This window comes from Gimesia chilikensis, from assembly GCF_008329715.1.
Classification (GTDB): domain Bacteria; phylum Planctomycetota; class Planctomycetia; order Planctomycetales; family Planctomycetaceae; genus Gimesia; species Gimesia chilikensis.
On record NZ_VTSR01000006.1, the window covers coordinates 165,078 to 182,605 of the forward strand.

At 53.7% G+C, this 17,528-nt stretch carries 14 protein-coding genes; 3 read left to right on the forward strand and 11 right to left on the reverse strand.

Translation table 11 applies throughout. The features are described 5' to 3' along the window. Positions 1-124 precede the first annotated feature (124 nt). From FYZ48_RS07865 to FYZ48_RS07890, 6 genes are all read right to left on the reverse strand, one after another. On the reverse strand, positions 125-1,039 hold the full coding sequence (locus tag FYZ48_RS07865; RefSeq protein WP_149339128.1) for an SDR family oxidoreductase: 915 nt from the start codon (positions 1,037-1,039) through the stop codon (positions 125-127). A 39-nt stretch (positions 1,040-1,078) separates the two neighbouring features. Continuing rightward, a complete protein-coding gene (locus FYZ48_RS07870) occupies positions 1,079-1,579 on the reverse strand; it encodes a hypothetical protein (protein ID WP_149339130.1) in 501 nt (166 codons plus the stop codon). Between the two features lie 45 nt (positions 1,580-1,624). After that, entirely contained in the window at positions 1,625-2,572 is a 948-nt protein-coding gene (locus FYZ48_RS07875) for a ribose-phosphate diphosphokinase (RefSeq protein ID WP_145042428.1), read from the reverse strand. Between the two features lie 218 nt (positions 2,573-2,790). Further along, positions 2,791-3,534, reverse strand: a complete 744-nt coding sequence (locus FYZ48_RS07880) for an NTP transferase domain-containing protein (protein ID WP_149339132.1) — start codon at positions 3,532-3,534, stop codon at positions 2,791-2,793. 109 nt (positions 3,535-3,643) lie between these two features. Beyond that, positions 3,644-4,717: a hypothetical protein gene (locus tag FYZ48_RS07885; RefSeq protein ID WP_149339135.1), complete on the reverse strand. Its 1,074-nt coding sequence runs from the start codon at positions 4,715-4,717 to the stop codon at positions 3,644-3,646. 556 nt (positions 4,718-5,273) lie between these two features. Then, positions 5,274-5,513, reverse strand: coding sequence for a hypothetical protein (locus FYZ48_RS07890; protein WP_145042431.1), 240 nt, complete (start codon positions 5,511-5,513; stop codon positions 5,274-5,276). A 385-nt stretch (positions 5,514-5,898) separates the two neighbouring features. On the opposite strand from FYZ48_RS07890, the gene FYZ48_RS07895 reads away from it, so the two are divergent. Together FYZ48_RS07895 and FYZ48_RS07900 are read left to right on the forward strand one after the other, a co-directional pair. Next, the gene (locus tag FYZ48_RS07895; protein ID WP_187781921.1) at positions 5,899-6,894 is read left to right on the forward strand and encodes an NAD(P)H-dependent glycerol-3-phosphate dehydrogenase; all 996 of its coding nucleotides are present in this window, start codon (positions 5,899-5,901) and stop codon (positions 6,892-6,894) included. A gap of 61 nt (positions 6,895-6,955) precedes the next feature. Beyond that, the gene (locus FYZ48_RS07900) at positions 6,956-8,248 is read left to right on the forward strand and encodes an outer membrane protein assembly factor BamB family protein (RefSeq protein WP_149339140.1); all 1,293 of its coding nucleotides are present in this window, start codon (positions 6,956-6,958) and stop codon (positions 8,246-8,248) included. Between the two features lie 108 nt (positions 8,249-8,356). Here FYZ48_RS07900 and FYZ48_RS07905 read toward each other — a convergent pair whose 3' ends face one another. The 5 genes from FYZ48_RS07905 to FYZ48_RS07925 form a co-directional block, all read right to left on the reverse strand. Next, positions 8,357-9,784 carry a DUF1501 domain-containing protein gene (locus FYZ48_RS07905; protein ID WP_149339141.1) on the reverse strand — a complete coding sequence of 476 codons (1,428 nt, stop codon included), beginning with the start codon at positions 9,782-9,784 and terminating at the stop codon, positions 8,357-8,359. A gap of 247 nt (positions 9,785-10,031) precedes the next feature. Beyond that, positions 10,032-10,589 (reverse strand): hypothetical protein, encoded by a 558-nt coding sequence (locus tag FYZ48_RS07910; protein ID WP_149339142.1) that lies wholly within the window; start codon positions 10,587-10,589, stop codon positions 10,032-10,034. A gap of 70 nt (positions 10,590-10,659) precedes the next feature. Further along, on the reverse strand, positions 10,660-13,893 hold the full coding sequence (locus FYZ48_RS07915) for an efflux RND transporter permease subunit (protein ID WP_149339143.1): 3,234 nt from the start codon (positions 13,891-13,893) through the stop codon (positions 10,660-10,662). A 68-nt stretch (positions 13,894-13,961) separates the two neighbouring features. Then, positions 13,962-15,437, reverse strand: coding sequence for an efflux RND transporter periplasmic adaptor subunit (locus FYZ48_RS07920; RefSeq protein WP_149339145.1), 1,476 nt, complete (start codon positions 15,435-15,437; stop codon positions 13,962-13,964). Positions 15,438-15,585: 148 nt separating this feature from the next. Continuing rightward, on the reverse strand, positions 15,586-16,077 hold the full coding sequence (locus FYZ48_RS07925; protein WP_149339147.1) for a hypothetical protein: 492 nt from the start codon (positions 16,075-16,077) through the stop codon (positions 15,586-15,588). 345 nt (positions 16,078-16,422) lie between these two features. On the opposite strand from FYZ48_RS07925, the gene FYZ48_RS07930 reads away from it, so the two are divergent. Beyond that, positions 16,423-17,391 (forward strand): C-terminal binding protein, encoded by a 969-nt coding sequence (locus FYZ48_RS07930; RefSeq protein WP_149339149.1) that lies wholly within the window; start codon positions 16,423-16,425, stop codon positions 17,389-17,391. The last annotated feature ends 137 nt before the right edge of the window (positions 17,392-17,528 follow it).

Consider the following 17,528-nt stretch of genomic DNA (forward strand, 5'->3'; position numbering starts at 1 on the left):
ACTATGAACTAGGAAAGGCTTCTGATACGGACGGATCAGGATCTGCGACAGACCGTCTACACCCACACAGCATACACGTTCGCTCGCCAAAGCTAAAGTGAGGGGCGTTAGATCCTGCTCGGTCTCAGGTATTTTTAATCGCCTGAGAGAGCCCTTCCCAGATACTGGGATACTGCAACTCCACTCCCAGCTCTTCGCGTAACCTTTTGTTATCACAACGTTTATTAACACCAGCAGCACGTTCAGTGCTGTTAGGGCGGGTCGATTTTGACTTCACATCCGCCGCTTCTCCTGTCGCAAACCGGGGCTGAGGTGCTTCGATTAGTTGAGCCAGGGTTTCGTAATATTCCTGACGCGTTACGGGACGACTGTCACTCACCAGATAATGTGAAGCGAGCTGCGAGTCTCCATCACAGCGGAGAATTGTCTGGACGATGTCATCCAGATGAATCAGATTCAGCCAGGCATCAGGTCTGCCCGCCAGTGGTTCTCCCGCTTTGATCTGTTCCATGCGGGCCAGCAGTCTCCCGGGACCATAAATCCCTGCCAGTCTGAGAATTACAGCCCGCGCGTTTCCCTCGACAGCTGCTTCTCCGAGCAGTCCCTGCTGCGCGAACAACTGTTCTGCCTCCAGACAGATCTGCCCGTTCTCCCGCTCCGGTTCGCATGCCGAAGTCTCGTCGACCCACTCCCCCGCCGTCTGACCATAGACACTGGTACTGGAGAGATAAATGATCTGCTGTGTACGCTCTTTAATCACCGACAGGGCATGCGCGAGACCTTCGACGTAAACTTCGCGTCGAGAATGGCTCGCGGATCGATCAAAGCCTACCGCATACAAAACGGTTTCCGACTCGGGGAGGCCCTGCAGGGTTTCCGGACTTGTGATCTCTCCCAGGACGGGCTGAATTCCCAGATCGGAAAACTGCTGTGCGTTTGCTTCCGAGCGCGTGAGTGCAGCCACATCGTGCCCCGCTTCCAGCCATCGACGAGCCACTTCCCGCCCTACATATCCGCAACCAATGATCAGTTTTTGCATCGGAACCTGTTTTCTCTGAAATTTTATGTGTGCCCTGCTTCAACGTTTACCGCGAATACGGGGAGCCAGTTGAGTCGCTCCCTGCAACACGAGTGCAATCTGTGCCTGAATCTGCTCGCGCAGTTCCTCTTCTGTTGAATCCGCCAGGTACTCGGTTAACGGAAACCGGTCCGGGTCTGCAAGCTCTGTCTGCAGCCTGGTAAAACGGTCCGCCATTCTATGCAGTACTTCCTCGAGTTCTGCCTGCGTCAGATCATAACGCTTGAGTGTGGAAGCGTCAGCCGTTCTCACCTTAGTCAGGCGGGCCAGTGTGTTCCCCTGGGTCCGATAGAGGTGCCCATTGAGATAGGCGCGTCTCAGATGTCCCTGTTGATCGAACTGATAGACAGGATCGCCGCCGAAGTAAAACGAAAACTGCCCACTCCGTTTCTGTCCCCAGAAAACGGGTTCTGCTTCCTGAGGTACCTGGAATTCCGCCCGGGGATAGAGGGCGATCGCTTCCCGCATCAGATCTTCGCGGTCCTGTTCGTGAAGCGCCATCAGAACCTCGTATTCCACTCAGACACTATGACTCCCAGACGTCTCTCAGTCGAACAGGTGGCTGACCGATTCATTGCGGTGAATGCGGCGAATGGCTTCTCCCAGCAGGGGTGCAATCGAAATGGTACGCAAATTCGAAAGCTTGTCCTGATCGGGAATCGGCAGACTGTTGGTCACCACAATCTCTTTGATCGGAGCTTCGCTGAGAGACTTAATTGCCGGTCCACAGAAGACAGCATGGGAAGCACCAACGTAAATTTCCTTGGCACCATGTTCTTTAACCACATTCACGGCTCCGACAATCGAACCGGCCGTGGAGATCATATCGTCAAACAACAGGGCGATTTTGCCTTCGATCGGACCACCGATAATATTGGCCTGCTGTGTTTCCAGGGCGTTCTTGCGGCGTTTATCTACGATCGCCAGCGTGCCCCCGATATTATTATTGTGCTGCAGCGTCCGCTTGATACTGCCTTCATCGGGACTGACGACCACCAGATCCTTATCGGGAATATTCAGGCTGCGGAAATAGCGATCGAGAATCGGAGCCGCATACAGGTGATCCACAGGGGTATCAAAGAAACCCTGGATCTGAGCCGCATGCAGGTCCATCGCCAGAACGCGATCCGCGCCTGCTTCGTTGATGAGGTTGGCGACCAGTTTGGAGGTAATCGGAACCCGTCCCGAGTCTTTCCGGTCCTGGCGGGCATAGCCAAAGTAAGGAATGACCGCGGTGATCCGCTCTGCACTCGCACGTCGACAGGCATCCATCAGGATCAACAGTTCCATCAGGTTATCATTGACCGGCGGTGAAGTGGGCTGCACGATAAAAACATCGCGTCCCCGCACGTTCTGATTGAGTTTCAGGCTGATTTCCCCATCCGGAAAATTCGATAATTCGACTGAGGCCAGTCGAATGCCGAGATATTCTGCAATTTCTCCGGCCAGTTTGGGATGAGCTCGTCCACTGAGAAGTGTGAGGTGGTCATACATTGAAAAAAAAGCCTGCAGTAGTGCAATACCTGGGGTAGCGGGATTCAGATCTGCGAGAGCCAGACAGTTCTGCCCGGTCCGTTTCTCTATTCACGCTTATCCAGAGAAAGATGTCAAGCATGAGCTTTCGATTTCATGCGAAACTGCCCAAATGCCTTGCTTTGCACATTTTTTACTGGCATTAACGGCTGAGGATTCCATGGAAACCGGAGCGATTATTACGCCGTTTCCTGTTGCAGAATGTCTGCGACCTCGGCCAGTTGTTCCTGGGTATTGACGCCCAGTGCTTCCTGGATATTGAAAGCGGTTTCCGCCAGGACCGTTTCCCCGTCCTTGAGCAGAATTTCTGCACAGTCGGTCAGATAGTATTCGGCCTGATTGTTATTCGGTCTGACCTGATTCAGAGCTTTGAATAACTGTCTGCCATCGAATGCAAAACAGCCCGTGTTGATTTCAAGAATCGCGGCTTCTTCCGGAGTCGCGTCTTTCTGTTCTACGATCCGCAGGAAACTGCCGTTCGTATCGCGCACGATCCGCCCAAGACCTTCGTTGGCTTCGGTGATCGCAGTCCCTACTACGCAGGCAGCATTCTGCTGTTGCTGAACTTCCAGCAGACGCGAGAGTGAGCTCCCTTTCAACAGTGGTGTATCTCCCGCGAGTACGAGAACCGGTCCGTCATGTTCGGTCAGATTATCGGCGCTCATCATCACGGCATGTCCCGTCCCCTTCTGGTCGGCCTGCAGAGCAAACTCCACATCCGGATGGTGGGACAGCGCTGCTTTGACCTCTTCTGCTTTGTGCCCCACGATGACCACAATTTTTTCGCAGCCGGCTGAGCGGGCGGCGTCCAGCACATATTCAATCATGGGACGCCCCAGAATCGGGTGCAGGACCTTGGGAAGTTCAGATTTCATCCGGGTACTTTTACCAGCGGCCAGGATCACAGCAGCAGGAGCGCTCACTTCAAATTCCTTTAACTATAAAAAAAGAGCGGAAAGACATCAGCCAAACCGCTCCGTGTTTTATTTTAATTCCATCACAGCCTGTTATTCGCTGAGGCACAGATCTGAATTAGAACTGGAAGCCGAAGCGGGCCATGAAGCCGTCTTTGGTATCAAATCCACCACCGGACCCGAAGTAAGCACGACGACGGAATACACCACCAGCCTCGAGGAACATTGACATGCAGGCGCCTTCGCCTCGCAAACCGAGCATCAGAGCATAATCCTGGAATTCCACCTGGTCACGGTTGGCGATACCGGTTCGTTCGACTTCGAAGGACTCGATATCGTATTCGAAGGTACCATACAGCCAGACGCTCTTATCGCCGACATTACCCAGGAAGCGACTGACGCGTGATTTGGGGAACATGGCCCGGATTTCCCAGAGATCATTCGGGGTCCAGACAACACCAGCATAAGGAATAATGTAATCACCCAACCGGTCCCAGTAAGCGGCACCGACGGCAAACATCCAGGTTTGAGAAGGACGATAGAACAGCACGACTCGGGCATCAAACTGCCAGGCATGCGAGCTCAGGCTTTTGCCGAAGTCGGAAGCCAGGGCGGGCGTGAAACCGAGTTGAACACTCCAGAGACCGTTGGCCGGCGTCGATAATGCCAGGTCACTCCCAAAGCGATAGCCGGCACCAGGCAGCGAGATAAACTGAGGACCATCCCAGCCCCGATAATCAAATTCGGGAGCTGCAGAAAAGATCCAGCCACTCCGCAGGGGAGTTGAATATTTCAGGTCGACATCGGTTTCGAAGACACCAAAATTACCACCATCTGCACCGCCTGGTTGCGCGTAAGTGCGAACTTTGGGGATCAGACCAAAGGTCAGACTGGAACTCCAGCCAAAACGAAACGGCTGAGGACCATTCAATCCAGTCGTATAACCGGGCATGGGCGAACCTGCATAGGGATCGACAATACCACCAGCGCCAGGTGTCAGGAACGGATCGTATCCGGGCCCGGGAGACGGTGCGCCGTAGAGGTTCCCGGCTCCCATATTTGGATCGAAGGGTTGTCCGTCCGGTACGGTGTAGCCTCCCCCAGCTGGCGGATAGCCTCCCCCTGCTGGTGGTGTTGTTCCATAGGGAATCGATTCCTCGTAGGTGGGAGTCGGACTTTGCGCACGAATCACATCATCGAAATCCGACGCTGGTCTATAAATTGTGGTCAGTTCAGTGGCCTGCGCATTCAGACCCGCTGTGAAAACAATGGCTAGACAAAGAAGAGTAGTTTTCAATGTTCGACCTGTGAATATGAAGGTAAATCAGGTTTCGAGCAGAAACGCTCTTTTTCTGAAGGGAGAGCCGGCCACACTGTGTTGCACAGCTCTAATGACTCGGGGGTGGTACAGTGGGGGGAGTTTTCCAGAATCGTCGAATCAGGTCAACATCAATCTGCAGACTCGCAGCAGCATACTTGAGGAAAAAAATAAAATTTTCCTCAAATTTTGCGACTTTTTTTGAAAGGAAGAATGGGCAGTTTTCAGCGGAAACTGCTGAGGCTCAAAGAATTAAGCAGCTTCGATGCAGTTTTCGGTGTGGAGAACATGCGTGAAGACAGAGAGCCGCGAAGAAGCGCTTCGCATACCGGCCAGCCAGATATCGCGTGGGATACTGACTGGCGGTTCGAATGACAGGGATGACTTAGCAGATCCAGTCGATTCCCCGGAGCAACGGGGATTTCCAGGTTTACTTGTGGTAACCCAGACCGGTCACGACGGAGTGCAGTTCTTCGAAGGTGATAAACCGACGACGGTGACGCAGCTTGTACTGGTCGATTGCCTCAGCCAGTTCGTTGACGTCTTCATTTTCAGAGTTGTAGGAATTGCTGAACTGCCGACGTTCGACGCCACCATCGGGACGCTGTTCCCCACGATTCTGACGACGATCCTGAAAAGTGACAGCCTGTTGCTCGGTAACCTGGTTCATAAGATTGCTCCTCATTTTAAAACTTACCAGGTAAAACCTAGTATGGATTTCCCGGTAAGCTGCGAAATACTGTGATCTGCAACGGTTAATTCTGTGACTTGCTGCGGAAGATGCCTGCTGTTCCGATCAGAGGGATCGTGGGAGAAATGCAGCACAATCGAGTTATGCAGGATGCTGGGGAGTCAATCTCGGCCCGAAATATTCCTGTCATAAACTGGATCGGCGGTTTCTGCCGCCTTCTTTGGCTTATGCAGCATTTCTCGTTATATTACAGGTATCCGGGTCGTAGGTATTCTGCCTGTCATGCAGCAGACAATAGGAGGCGTTGCCTGCAGAAGAACCGATTCCCGATTTTTCACACTCACTAATGAAAGACAACCAAGCTATGACAACCAAAGTGGCAATTCTGGGTGGAGGCGGGATGGCGACCGCCTGTGCATCATTGCTCACAGAAAGCCCGGAGACAGCGGTCTCCATGTGGGTCCGTAAGCCGGAAGTCGCTGAAGATATCAACGTCCATCGGGAAAACCGCAGACTGCTGCCGGGAGTCAAGCTGCCTGACGCGGTGCATGTGACTTCAGACGTCGATGCTGCGGTGAAAGATGCCGATTTTCTGGTCATTGCAATTCCCACTGAATTTGTCAGACAGGCGCTGACCACACTGAAGCCACACCTCAAAGGGGAAACGCCGGTCGTCAGTGTGATCAAGGGGATTGAGAGAGAGACTTTCTATCGCCCCAGCGAAATCATTACCGATGTGCTGGGACCGCGGCCCGTTGTGGCATTGGGAGGGCCCAGCCATGCGGAAGAAATCGCCCGCCGTCTGCCGGCCAGTGTCGTGGCTGCCAGCGGGGAGCTCGATCTCGCTCGCGAGACGCAGCAGCTTTTCAGTACAGATCGCTTCCGGGTCTATACGAATCTGGACATCATCGGTGTCGAACTGGCCGGGGCACTCAAAAATGTAATCGCGATTGCAGCCGGGATTTGCGATGGCGGCAAATATGGCGACAACGCCAAGTCGGCCATCATGACACGCGGACTGGTGGAGATGACCCTGTTCGGAGCCTCTTTTGGTGCTGAACCATCTACATTTTCAGGACTGGCTGGTGTTGGCGACCTGATCACGACCTGCATGAGCCCCTTTGGACGCAACCGGAGTCTGGGAGAACGGCTCGGCCGCGGCGAGACGCTGCAAGAGATTCTCAGCAGCATGGAAGCGGTCGCGGAGGGTGTCAACACAACTCGCAGCGTTTATAATCTAGCAGAACAGAGAGGGCTGGAAATGCCCATCACAACCGAGATCTATCGGGTGCTGTTTGAAGGCAAGTCACCCGAAGATGCCACCCAGACCCTGATGACACGCCCCCCACGTGAGGAATAATTATCCACCTGACATTCCAGGTAGCGCGCTAATACCTTCACCCCCTTTTGGAGTTTGTTTGATGCGATTCACACCCTTGTTGTTACTTACCGTCTGCTGCGGTTTGTTTTTATCGACCGCAGAGACTCACGCGGAGACCTGGCCTCAGTTTCGTGGTGCCGATGGCAGTGGAGTCTCTTCCGAAACGAACCTTCCGACAAAGTGGTCGGCTCAGGAGGGTCTACTCTGGTCTGTCGATCTTCCCGGTCGTGCGAACTCTTCACCGGCGATCACAGCGAAACGGGTCGACCTGACGACCAAAACCCCCGATAACGGACTCTGGATTCTCTCCTTTGACCGAAAGACAGGTCAGCAGTTGCTGAAAGTCAAAGTCGGCACCGGGGAACTCGCTGCACCGGGTCCCCGCAATCTCTGGGAACATCGCCACAATGCCGCGACGCCAACCCCGATGTCTGATGAAGAAAATATCTGGGCATTCTTTGGTTCCGGGTTGCTGGTCTGCGTCGATGCCGCTTCCGGGGGAATCGTCTGGCAGAAGGATATGGTCAAAGACTACGGTGCGTACGACATCACCTTTGGTATGGGTTCCACTCCCCGCCTGTGGAACAACCTGCTGATCGTCACCTGCATGACCAAGGGCCCCTCGTATGTCGTCGCTTTCGATAAAGAAACCGGCAAAGAGGTCTGGAAAGCCAACCGCAAACTACCCGCAGAGAAGGACGGTGCAGACGCTTACTCGACACCGACTATTTTTCAGCGCGGCGATCAGACGGAACTGCTGGTTTCCGGTTCCGATCATGTGAATGCCTATGATCCCGCGACGGGCAAACAGCTGTGGATTGCCGGCGGCCTGGAAATTCCGAGCCCCTTCGGCCGAATCATCGCAGCACCGGTTGCGAACAAAGAGATGATCATCGCGACTTCCGGTAACCCCGGTGGAGGCGGTCTAGGTTACATCAAAGCCTTCAAGCAGGGTGGCACCGGCGACATCAGCAAGTCGGGCCTGCTCTGGAAGTTTGATACAGCTACCCCCGATGCATCCACGCCCCTGATCATGAATGACAAACTGTATATGGTCAGCCAGAATGGTGTGGCGACCTGCCTGAACCTCAGCGATGGGGAACCTGTCTGGAAAAAGCGGGTGAACGGCCAGTACTTCTCGGCTCTGGTTGGTGGAGACAACAAGGTCTACTTCCTGAGCATTGAAGGGTTGTGCACGGTCATCGATGCTAAGACGGGAGAAGTGATTGCCGAGAACCAGTTGCCCGGCGCTTTCTATTCAACTCCCGCCATCAGTGACGGAATCATTTACCTGCGTTCGTTCGATAAGCTGTACGCAATCAAAGGTAAATAAATCTTTTAAGCAGTACGCAAAACAGCCCTCCCGGTGTGATCCACCTGGATGGCTGTTTTCTATTGGTCTGTACATTACCGCTGCCGCGTCACCGCGAGTTACCTGAGATCAGGCACGCCCCGCCAGTTCCGGAATCGCCTGGCCGTGCATGACGATCGGCGTAGGACGACCGGAGAAATCGGGCAGGAAGGTATTCGCATAATCGATTCCCAGGTGCGAATAGATGGTCGCCAGGAAATCGTGAGGTCCGACGGCGCGGGCAATCGGTCCTTCCCCTTTGGCATCAGTGGCACCAATGATCTGGCCAGTCTGAATATTTCCGCCGGCAAAGAGCATTGAATTCGCGTTGGGCCAGTGATCGCGACCGGGTTGTGTCGTACCGGCACTGCCACTGCCGATGCCGCCCCCGGTACTTTTCGAATAGGAGATGCGCGGGGTTCGACCGAATTCTCCCCCGACAATCACGAGTACCCGTTTATCGAGTCCACGTGCATAGATGTCTTCAATCAGAGCAGTTACGGCCTGGTCGAAGAATGGCGCCCGATACTTGATCGCATCGAACACGTGGTGATTGACCGCATGGTCGTCCCAGTTGGAAACGCGTCCGCACAGAGGCCCGGAAAGCTCGGTTGTGATAATTTCCACGCCCGCTTCCACCAGGCGACGCGCCATCAGACACTGTTGTCCCCATTGATGCATTCCGTACCGGTCACGAATGTGTTGAGGTTCCTGTGTCAGATCGAATGCCTGGGCCGCCTGCTTGCTGGTCAGCAGGTTCGTTGCCTGGGCTTCGAACTGATCCATGGCCTGCATGGCTCCTTCCAGGTCGAGGTCTCGACGCAGCTGGTCAAACTGCTGTCGCAGACTGATTCGCTTCGCCAGTCGTTCCGACTGCTGGGCGTCTGACAGACCAATGTTGGGAACCTTGAATTCAGGTTTGCTGGGATCCCCCTGAATCTGGAATGGGCCGGCTCCGGGTCCCAGGTAGGTGGGGCCGGCAATCTGGAAGCTGTCGTAGTTTGTTATCGCATTCACGCCCACATAATTGGGCAACACTTTATTCGGATCCCGGCGGAGAAAGTTGGCGACCGACATCCAGTCGGGCAGCTTGGGTTTGCGTTTATCGACGCGATCGGGATCGCCTCCCAGAACCTGCAATGATCCAGCAGGATGACCGCCGCCGGTATGGGTGATGGACCGCAAGACGGTGAATTTGTCGGAGATTTGTGCACAACGGGGGAGCAGTTCGCTCAAATACAGGCCTTCGGTTTTTGTCGCGATCGGAGAATAGGGACCACGATAATCGGAGGGGGCTTCCGGCTTAGGATCGAATGTATCCAGATGACTCACACCACCACGGCACCAGACCAGAATGATGGCAGTTCGTTCTTTACTACCGGCTGGTGCTCCTGCATTCGCTGCCTGAGCCGCCTGTAGCTGGTAGAGCGCCGGTAACGACAGGCCTCCCAGCCCCAGCTTGAGAAACTCACGTCGTGAACCTGTTTCGGCCTGCTTAAGCGACGATTTCTGCTTCATTCCCGATACCATTAAAATGGAGTCTGATCTACTTGTGAGGTGGAGCACACTCCTCAAATCAGAGATCTGTTATGAGTAGTATACCACGGCCCCTCCCGAAATGTCTAACTATTCAGATATCGGCTGTTGAAACGGGGTTTCTAAAACAGGACAAAGTCCCCCGATTCTAAACTTGTTATTGGGAACCGAAAAAACGCCGCGTCAGCAACCTGACACGGCGTCACCTGTTCAGTTTTCACGAATTCGATCAATGAGCGTGTTTCTCACCATGCTCATGTTCGTGGTCATGATCGTGAGCAGAGATTTCTCCCGTGTACGATTTGCCGTCGATCTCGAGAACCAGACGAGCCGTGGTATCTTTCTCGTGCAGCAGATCGCCCAGGGCTTTCTCTTTCAGTACGAACCGTGACGATTCCCCCTGGGGATCGGATTCTTCGGGGGAAGCGGTCAGTGTGAACTGTGACCCTTTGCCATCATGCTTGACATTCACAAGAATGCTTTCTGCCTTAATCGGAACATTCTTTTTCGCGGCACCATCCAGAATATAGACCGTGATCGCACCACTCTTTTCGTCGTGAACCAGTTCGCCATGATAGGCTTCTTTTCCGAGTTCGATCAACGAGCCATGATGGGGGCCTTCGGAAGGATGTTCGTGCCCATGATCGTGGTCGTCCATCTCTTTATCTTCATGCGCCGTTTCGTCGAACGTCTTGGTGTTCTGATCACTTTGATTCTGACATCCCACCAGGGCCAGTCCGAGTACACAGCACAATACAGTCAGCCAGTTCGCTTTGCGAAATTTCATTTTACAATCCTTTTCAGTTAATTGATTAAGTTACATTTTTCAGATTCGATTAGCGTTTTACATCTTGTTTTTAATGTGTGGTCGCAGCCATCTGTTCTTCGCTTTCTTCCAGCAGGGGGATTTCTTCTGTCCCCCGTTCGACAATCCGTGCTCCCGCCTCGCGTCCAAAACTCCAGAACAGAGCAGGACGGATGAAAAATTCCAGAATCGTACTGCTGAGCAGCCCACCGATGATCACCGTCGCGACCGGGTACAGAATTTCCTTTCCTGCTTCTCCCTGCGCCATCGCCAGGGGAACCAGTCCGATCCCCGAGGTTAACGCCGTCATCAGGACCGGTGCCAGGCGCTCCTGACCTGCCCGGATAATCATTTCGCGTGTCCAGCTTTCGCCTTCGTATTTCACCAGGTGCAGATAATGGTTGAGCAGTAGAATTCCGTTACGGGAGGCAATCCCGCCCAATGAAATAAAACCGACCATGGCTGCGATGGTCAGGGTCTGGCCCGTGATAACCAGCGCGATCACCGAACCGATGAAGGCCATCGGCAGTGCCGACATCACCTGCAAAGAGAAATTAACGGAATGGAACATCGTAAACAGCACCAGGAAGACACCCAGCATCGAAACCACAAACAGGATCGAAATCAGTCTCGAGGCTGTCTGCTGATTCTCAAACTGCCCGCTGTATTCCACAAAATAGCCTGCGGGGAGCTTCTGAATAATCGGCTTCTGTTTCGCCTGAATGTCCTGTACCACGTCGACCAGGCCACGACCGGACACGTTACATTGTACGATGATCCGTTTCTGGACCTTTTCCCGGTTGATCGTGTTGGGACCGGACGATTCCGTAATCTCTGCGACCGAGGACAGTGGCGTTGTACCGCCGCCAGGCAGATTGATCGAAAGCCGTTTCAACGTCTCCCGGTCTTCGCGGTACTGCTCGTCCATGCGGATCAACAGATCAAAAGTCCTTTGCCCCTGCAATACCTGGGAAACCACCATGCCGTTCATGGCGGTCTGCACATATTCATTTACATACGCGGGCGTCAGTCCATACAGTTTCAATTTATCCCGGTTGAGTTTGATCTGGAGTTGCGGAATTTCCACCTGAGGCTCAACCAGTACGTCGGTCACGCCGGGTACTGAGCGCATCGCGGCTCCCAGCTTTTGCGCTGTCGTCCGCAGTACGGTCAGATCCTCGCCATATATTTTAATTCCGACCTGGGCTTTCACGCCGGAAATCATGTGGGAGATCAGGTGCGCCAGCGGTTGTTCCACGGAGATCACAATTCCGGGAATCGACTCCATCGAGTGCCGGATCTCTTCGAGTACGGCTTCGCGTCCCCGTCCTGACTCCGGATCAAACGAGATAATGTATTCCGAGACGTTCACCCCTTCGGCATGTTCGTCGAGTTCCGCCCGGCCGGTGCGACGGGAAAAGGCAGCCACACCTTTGATCTTCTTTAATTGATCCATCACCGTTCTGGCGATTTCATTCGATTTCTTCAGAGAGGTTCCCGGAGGTAGAACCACGTTCAACTGCGCAACCCCTTCGTTAAAGGGGGGCAGGAAATCCTGTTCGAGCTGTATCAGGAACAGACCCGCGATCAGCACACTGATTATTCCCAGCATCAGCAGAGGTTTGGCAAATCGAATACTGAAGCCGATGACCATTCCAGCGCCCCATTTCAAGAGACGAAGCAGCGGTCCATCCTTGTGAGAGTGCTCACTTTCAGTTTCTTTGTCCGATTTCTGAACGGGCGAACCGAATTTTTTACCGAGCAGCCAGTAAGACAGCACGGGAGTCAGCGTCAGAGAAACCAGCAGTGATGACAGGATCGACACGATATAGGCCACACCCAAGGGTGTAAACAGGCGACCTTCCATCCCGGACAACGCGAACAGAGGCAAGAACACCAGCACAACAATCACGGTTCCAAAGACAATGGAATTCCGGATTTCACAGCTGGCCTGAAAGACGACCAGCAATGTCGGCTTGGGATTCTCGCGATAGCGGTTCTCCTGTAACCGGCGGAAAATATTCTCCACATCCACGATCGCGTCATCCACGAGTTCGCCGATGGCCACTGCCAGGCCTCCCAGCGTCATCGTATTAATTGATAATCCGAAGACAGCGAAAATAATCGCCGTGATGGCAATCGATAAGGGAATCGCAGTGAGGGTGATAAACGTCGTGCGGAAGTTCATCAGGAACAGAAACAGAATAATCACCACCAGAATGCCCCCGTCCCGCAGGGCTTCGATCACATTCTCAATGGAACGGTCGATGAATGATTTCTGAGAGTAGAGTTCCGGCTGAATTCGAATGTCTTTGGGAAGAGAAGGCTTGAGCTCTTCCAGTGCCTGGAGCACATCGTTGGTCACCCGTCGCGTGTCGGCATTAGGTTGTTTATTGACGGTCAGCACCACCGCCGGTCCACCGGCAAAGGTGCCGTCCTCCTGCTTGACGAATGCGGAACTGTCCCCCCGTTTCACCTGGGCACCTTCGGTTACCCGGGCCACCTGGGAGAGCACAATCGGGCGTCCTTCCTGGCGGGTCACGACGACTTTCTTCAGATCGTCCAGCGTCTGGATCCGGCCCAGTGCTCGTACCAGAAATTCGTTGGGCCCCTGTTCGTCCAGGTAGCCCCCGGTCGTATTCAGGTTACTCTCCTGGCAGGCCTCCCGCACATCGTGCAGCGTGATCCCGTATTTGATCAGGGCTTCTGGATTGACGAGGACCTGGAACTGCTTGCGTCCGCCCCCCATCGTAAACACCTGGGAGACACCGGGAATGGTCAACAGTCGCTGACGAACTACCCAGTCCGCCAGGGTCCGGACTTCCAGGGGCGAAGTTTCATCGTCTTCACTCCACATCCCGAGCATCATGATCTGCCCCATGATGGAGGAGATCGGCGCCAACTGTGGTTTGATGCCTTCAGGCAGACGATCGGTGACCAGTTGCAGACGTTCGTTGACGACCTGCCGGTCGTTGTAGATATCGGTGCCCCATTCGAATTCGACATAGATCACCGAGATACCCACGCCGGAGGAACTTCTCACGGCCTGCACACCGGTAGCACCGTTGAGGGTGGTTTCCAGGGGAAAGGTAATCAGTGATTCGACTTCTTCGGGGGCCATGCCGGGTGCTTCCGTCATCACGACCACCCGCGGGCGGTTGAGGTTGGGAAACACATCGATGGCCATATTCAGTGCCTGCCATGTTCCGAATCCGATCAGGAACAGGGAGAAGGCCAGCGTCAGGTGCCGCTGTTTCAGTGAAAAACGTATAATTGCATTGAGCATTGGATTCTTCCGTACCGGGAGTCACGTTCAAGGGATGCACTAGAGCTTCAGAATGGTCTATAAGACGATCAGTGGTTGTGTCCCGCGTGGGGATCGACCGCACCACCGGCTTTGTTTTTCAAAGCCATCTGCATCTGATGTGCTCCCGTGAGTGCAATTTTGTCTCCGGGGAAAATCGCACCATCGTTTTGAATGACGGCCCAGAGCTGATCCTTATACAGGACGTGCACTGGACGCCGATCAAAGTGATCGCCGTTCTCCTGGAAAACAAAGCTCTCTGCCCCTTCGGTCGCGATTGCTTCCACGGGCACGACAATCTGCTTCTTCCAGGTTTCGACCGGAATCCGCAACTGCATCCTCTGTCCCGGCTTGAAACGCCAGGTGATGAAACGTTCTCCATCCGAGCGTACGTTTTCATGCTCAATTGTATTCGGCAGATCGACATAGACCGAAAAGATGCGTGCATCGGTTTCGATCTGGTTGTCCAGGTAATCGATCTGCAGGTTTTTAATCAGCTCTTTGTTTTTATTATTGATTTCCTGAATCGCTTCGACGGACCAGCCATTTTCCAGGCAACGCGTTAATTCATCGGCTTCCTGTTCAAACGCCTGCCCTTTGAGATACAGGTCACTGTAGTCGGCCAGGACACACAGCGTATCGCCTGCCTGGACGAAGTCACCTTTGCTGATGTTCAGCGACTGCACAATGAAGATGGATTTGTGGCGGGCATTGACCGTTCCCTGCGAACCGGGTGCGGGTGCCGAGATACGTTGAATTCCCATGTTAGGCAGTTGGACTTCCCCCGACTGATCGTGCAACTGGGGGGCATACACCTGATGTTCTTTAATCAGCCGACGGCTGTCTCGAATCTGATCGACCTGACCTTCTGAGAAACCGTGCAACAGCAGTGCCTCCCGCTGGGCTTTCAGAATTGCTTCCAGCTTTTCTTTGGCATACTCGCGTTCCAGCAGGACCTTACCGGCGATAACACCTTTATCCGTAATTTCCTTGATGCGGGCGATTTCCTTGTCCTCGACATCGAGTTCCCCCAGCGTCTTGAGGAAGTCGGTCTGGGCCTGCACCAGGTCTTCATGGGTCAGGCGGATCTTGAAAAGTTCCCGACCGGGCTGGACTGCTTCACCAGCGATCACGTTGACATTGGTGATGATTCCGGTCATTGGTGCCACGACTTTCACGCGGGTTTTACCGGGCATCTCAACGACGATTGCAGGAATGGTCAGCGTGCGTGTGAACGCCTGCAGCTTCACCGGAATGACTTTATCCTCTGTCAGGCCGATATTCTTGCGTGCCTGGGGAGTCAGTTCCAGAGAGGTCGATTCCTCATGCCCCGCGTGATCGTGGTCATGATGATCCTCTTCCGATCCATGCTCGCCTGATTCCGATTTTGATTTTCCGTTTTCCGCCATGCCATTCACAGCAGGCATCCATTGTTGCTGAGTCTTCCAGGCCAGCAAGCCAACGGGGATCAGGATCAGGAAAAATAAAATCCAGATCCAGTTCTGTTTGAGTTTTGATTGATTCATCACAGTCCTCGACGATGACAGCGCATCGGCCGTCGTAATAAGCGCAAGGGAAGTCGAATAGAACCGGTCTCATGTAAAGGTTCGCTGACAGAACGTAATAATCCGTGTCAGAGCAGAGGCCGGAGCGACAAGAGGTACTGTGGAGTGGTTAAATCAACCAGACAGTGGTCTGGGCCTGGGCGCGTACGCCCGGCGCGGCATAAAGAAAGGCCGGTGGCATCTCTCGCATCTGATTCACATACTGACGTTCCTGTGTGGAACAGAGCAGATCCCAGATGGGAAGCAGGCTGACCAGTTGCGACGATTCATCATCGACTTTGACAGTCGCTGCCGTCAGATAAGAACAACGCCCTTCATGGCAAGGGTCGGAATGCTGATGCATCGGATGTTCGTCCTGATGTTCCGCAGCTGCAGTGTGTTCTGCATGCGCATCATGATGAGCACACCCGCTTTCGTGATCATGGTGAGCGTGTTCGGCTGCTTCGTGTTCCTGCTCAGCATCGTGTCCGCACAAGCCCAGGGGCTGACAGGAGTTAGTATGCCCCGCATGAGCGTCATGCGCGTGATGCCAGCCACAACCCAGCAATGTGTGGGTCAGCATGGAAAACAGCATCAAGATGACAGTCATACGTAAAATCATAATCGTTCCTGAGAGGAGTATCACTCTGCTGGAATCATGTCACTAAAACGGGAATGTGTCAAGCTCTCTCCCTTAGAATGCAAATTTGACTCCCAGAGAGCCCCTTCTGCAATGAATTTCTCTAAGTGGTTAATGAGTGGTGCTTTATCAGTATGTTGAAAAAACACCTCGCTGACAAAATCTGTTGCAGAATGGATCACACTGTGATCAAACCGACTCTCTCTGAAATGATAATCATCAGTTCCCTTATTGGTCCCCGCCAGCTAGACTGGAAAGTGCGCCAGTCCGATGAATCTTTCAAATGCTAAGTCGAGTTCAAGCAGGAACTCACTAAAGGAGTGAATTGTGTCTGCGAAATATCGCGTATTAATCACGGACCGTGCCTGGCCCGATTGTGAGGTCGAAAAACAGGAATTAGCCCGCGTGGATGCCGAAGTCATTGAGGCCCCTCCCGGCGCGGATGAACAGACCCTGATCGAACATGCGACCGGCGTCGATGCGATCGCTACCTGCTGGGCCCAGGTCACCCGGCCCGTCATCGAAGCGGCTCCCAACTGTAAAACCATCGCCCGCCTGGGTATCGGTCTCGATAACATCGACGTGGAATATGCGACTTCACAAAAGATCCCGGTCACCAATGTGCCCGATTACTGCATCCCGGAAGTCGCCGACCATACGATTGCCCTCATGCTGGCCAGCCTGCGAAATGTGGCGTATTTTCATCAGCAGACCAAACAGGGGGTCTATGATCTCTCCGCTGCCCCGATGCCCCGTCGGGTGAGTACGCTGACCATGGGACTGTTTGGTTTTGGATTGACCGGACAGGCGGTTGCAGAACGGGCTCGTGCGTTTGGCATGCAGGTGATCGCGACGAATTCGTCCGGCAACGATTATGGCACCGGTACGAAGATGGTCGACTTTGAGGAGCTGCTGGCAGAGAGCGATGTAATTTCGATTCACGCCCCGCTGACAGAAGCCACCGAGCACCAGTTTGATGCAGCGGCGTTCGAGAAAATGAAGTCCACTTCACTGATTATTAATACCTCGCGCGGTGCGTTGATTGAATTCGACGCGCTCAAGACGGCGATTCAGAATCAGAGCATTGCGGGTGCCGCTCTGGACGTGTTTGATCCAGAACCACCCGACCTGACCGATCCATTCTTTCAGCATGAACGGGTGATCGCAACTCCCCATGCGGCTTTCATTTCCAGCGAATCACTGGACGAACTTCGAGCACAGGCGGCCCGTCAGATAGCAGATGTTCTCGTCGGTAAAGAGACGACGAATGTCGTAAACCCGGAAGCACTTGCATAACCGGTACCATCCGCAAATAGATGTCGAAAATCTGCATCATTGAATCCGTGAATGTCATCTTGTCGGACTTTCAATAAGCTAGGTTAAATATAGCTGTATTTAACTTTAGACCAAAAGCTTTACGAAAGGCTTCACAG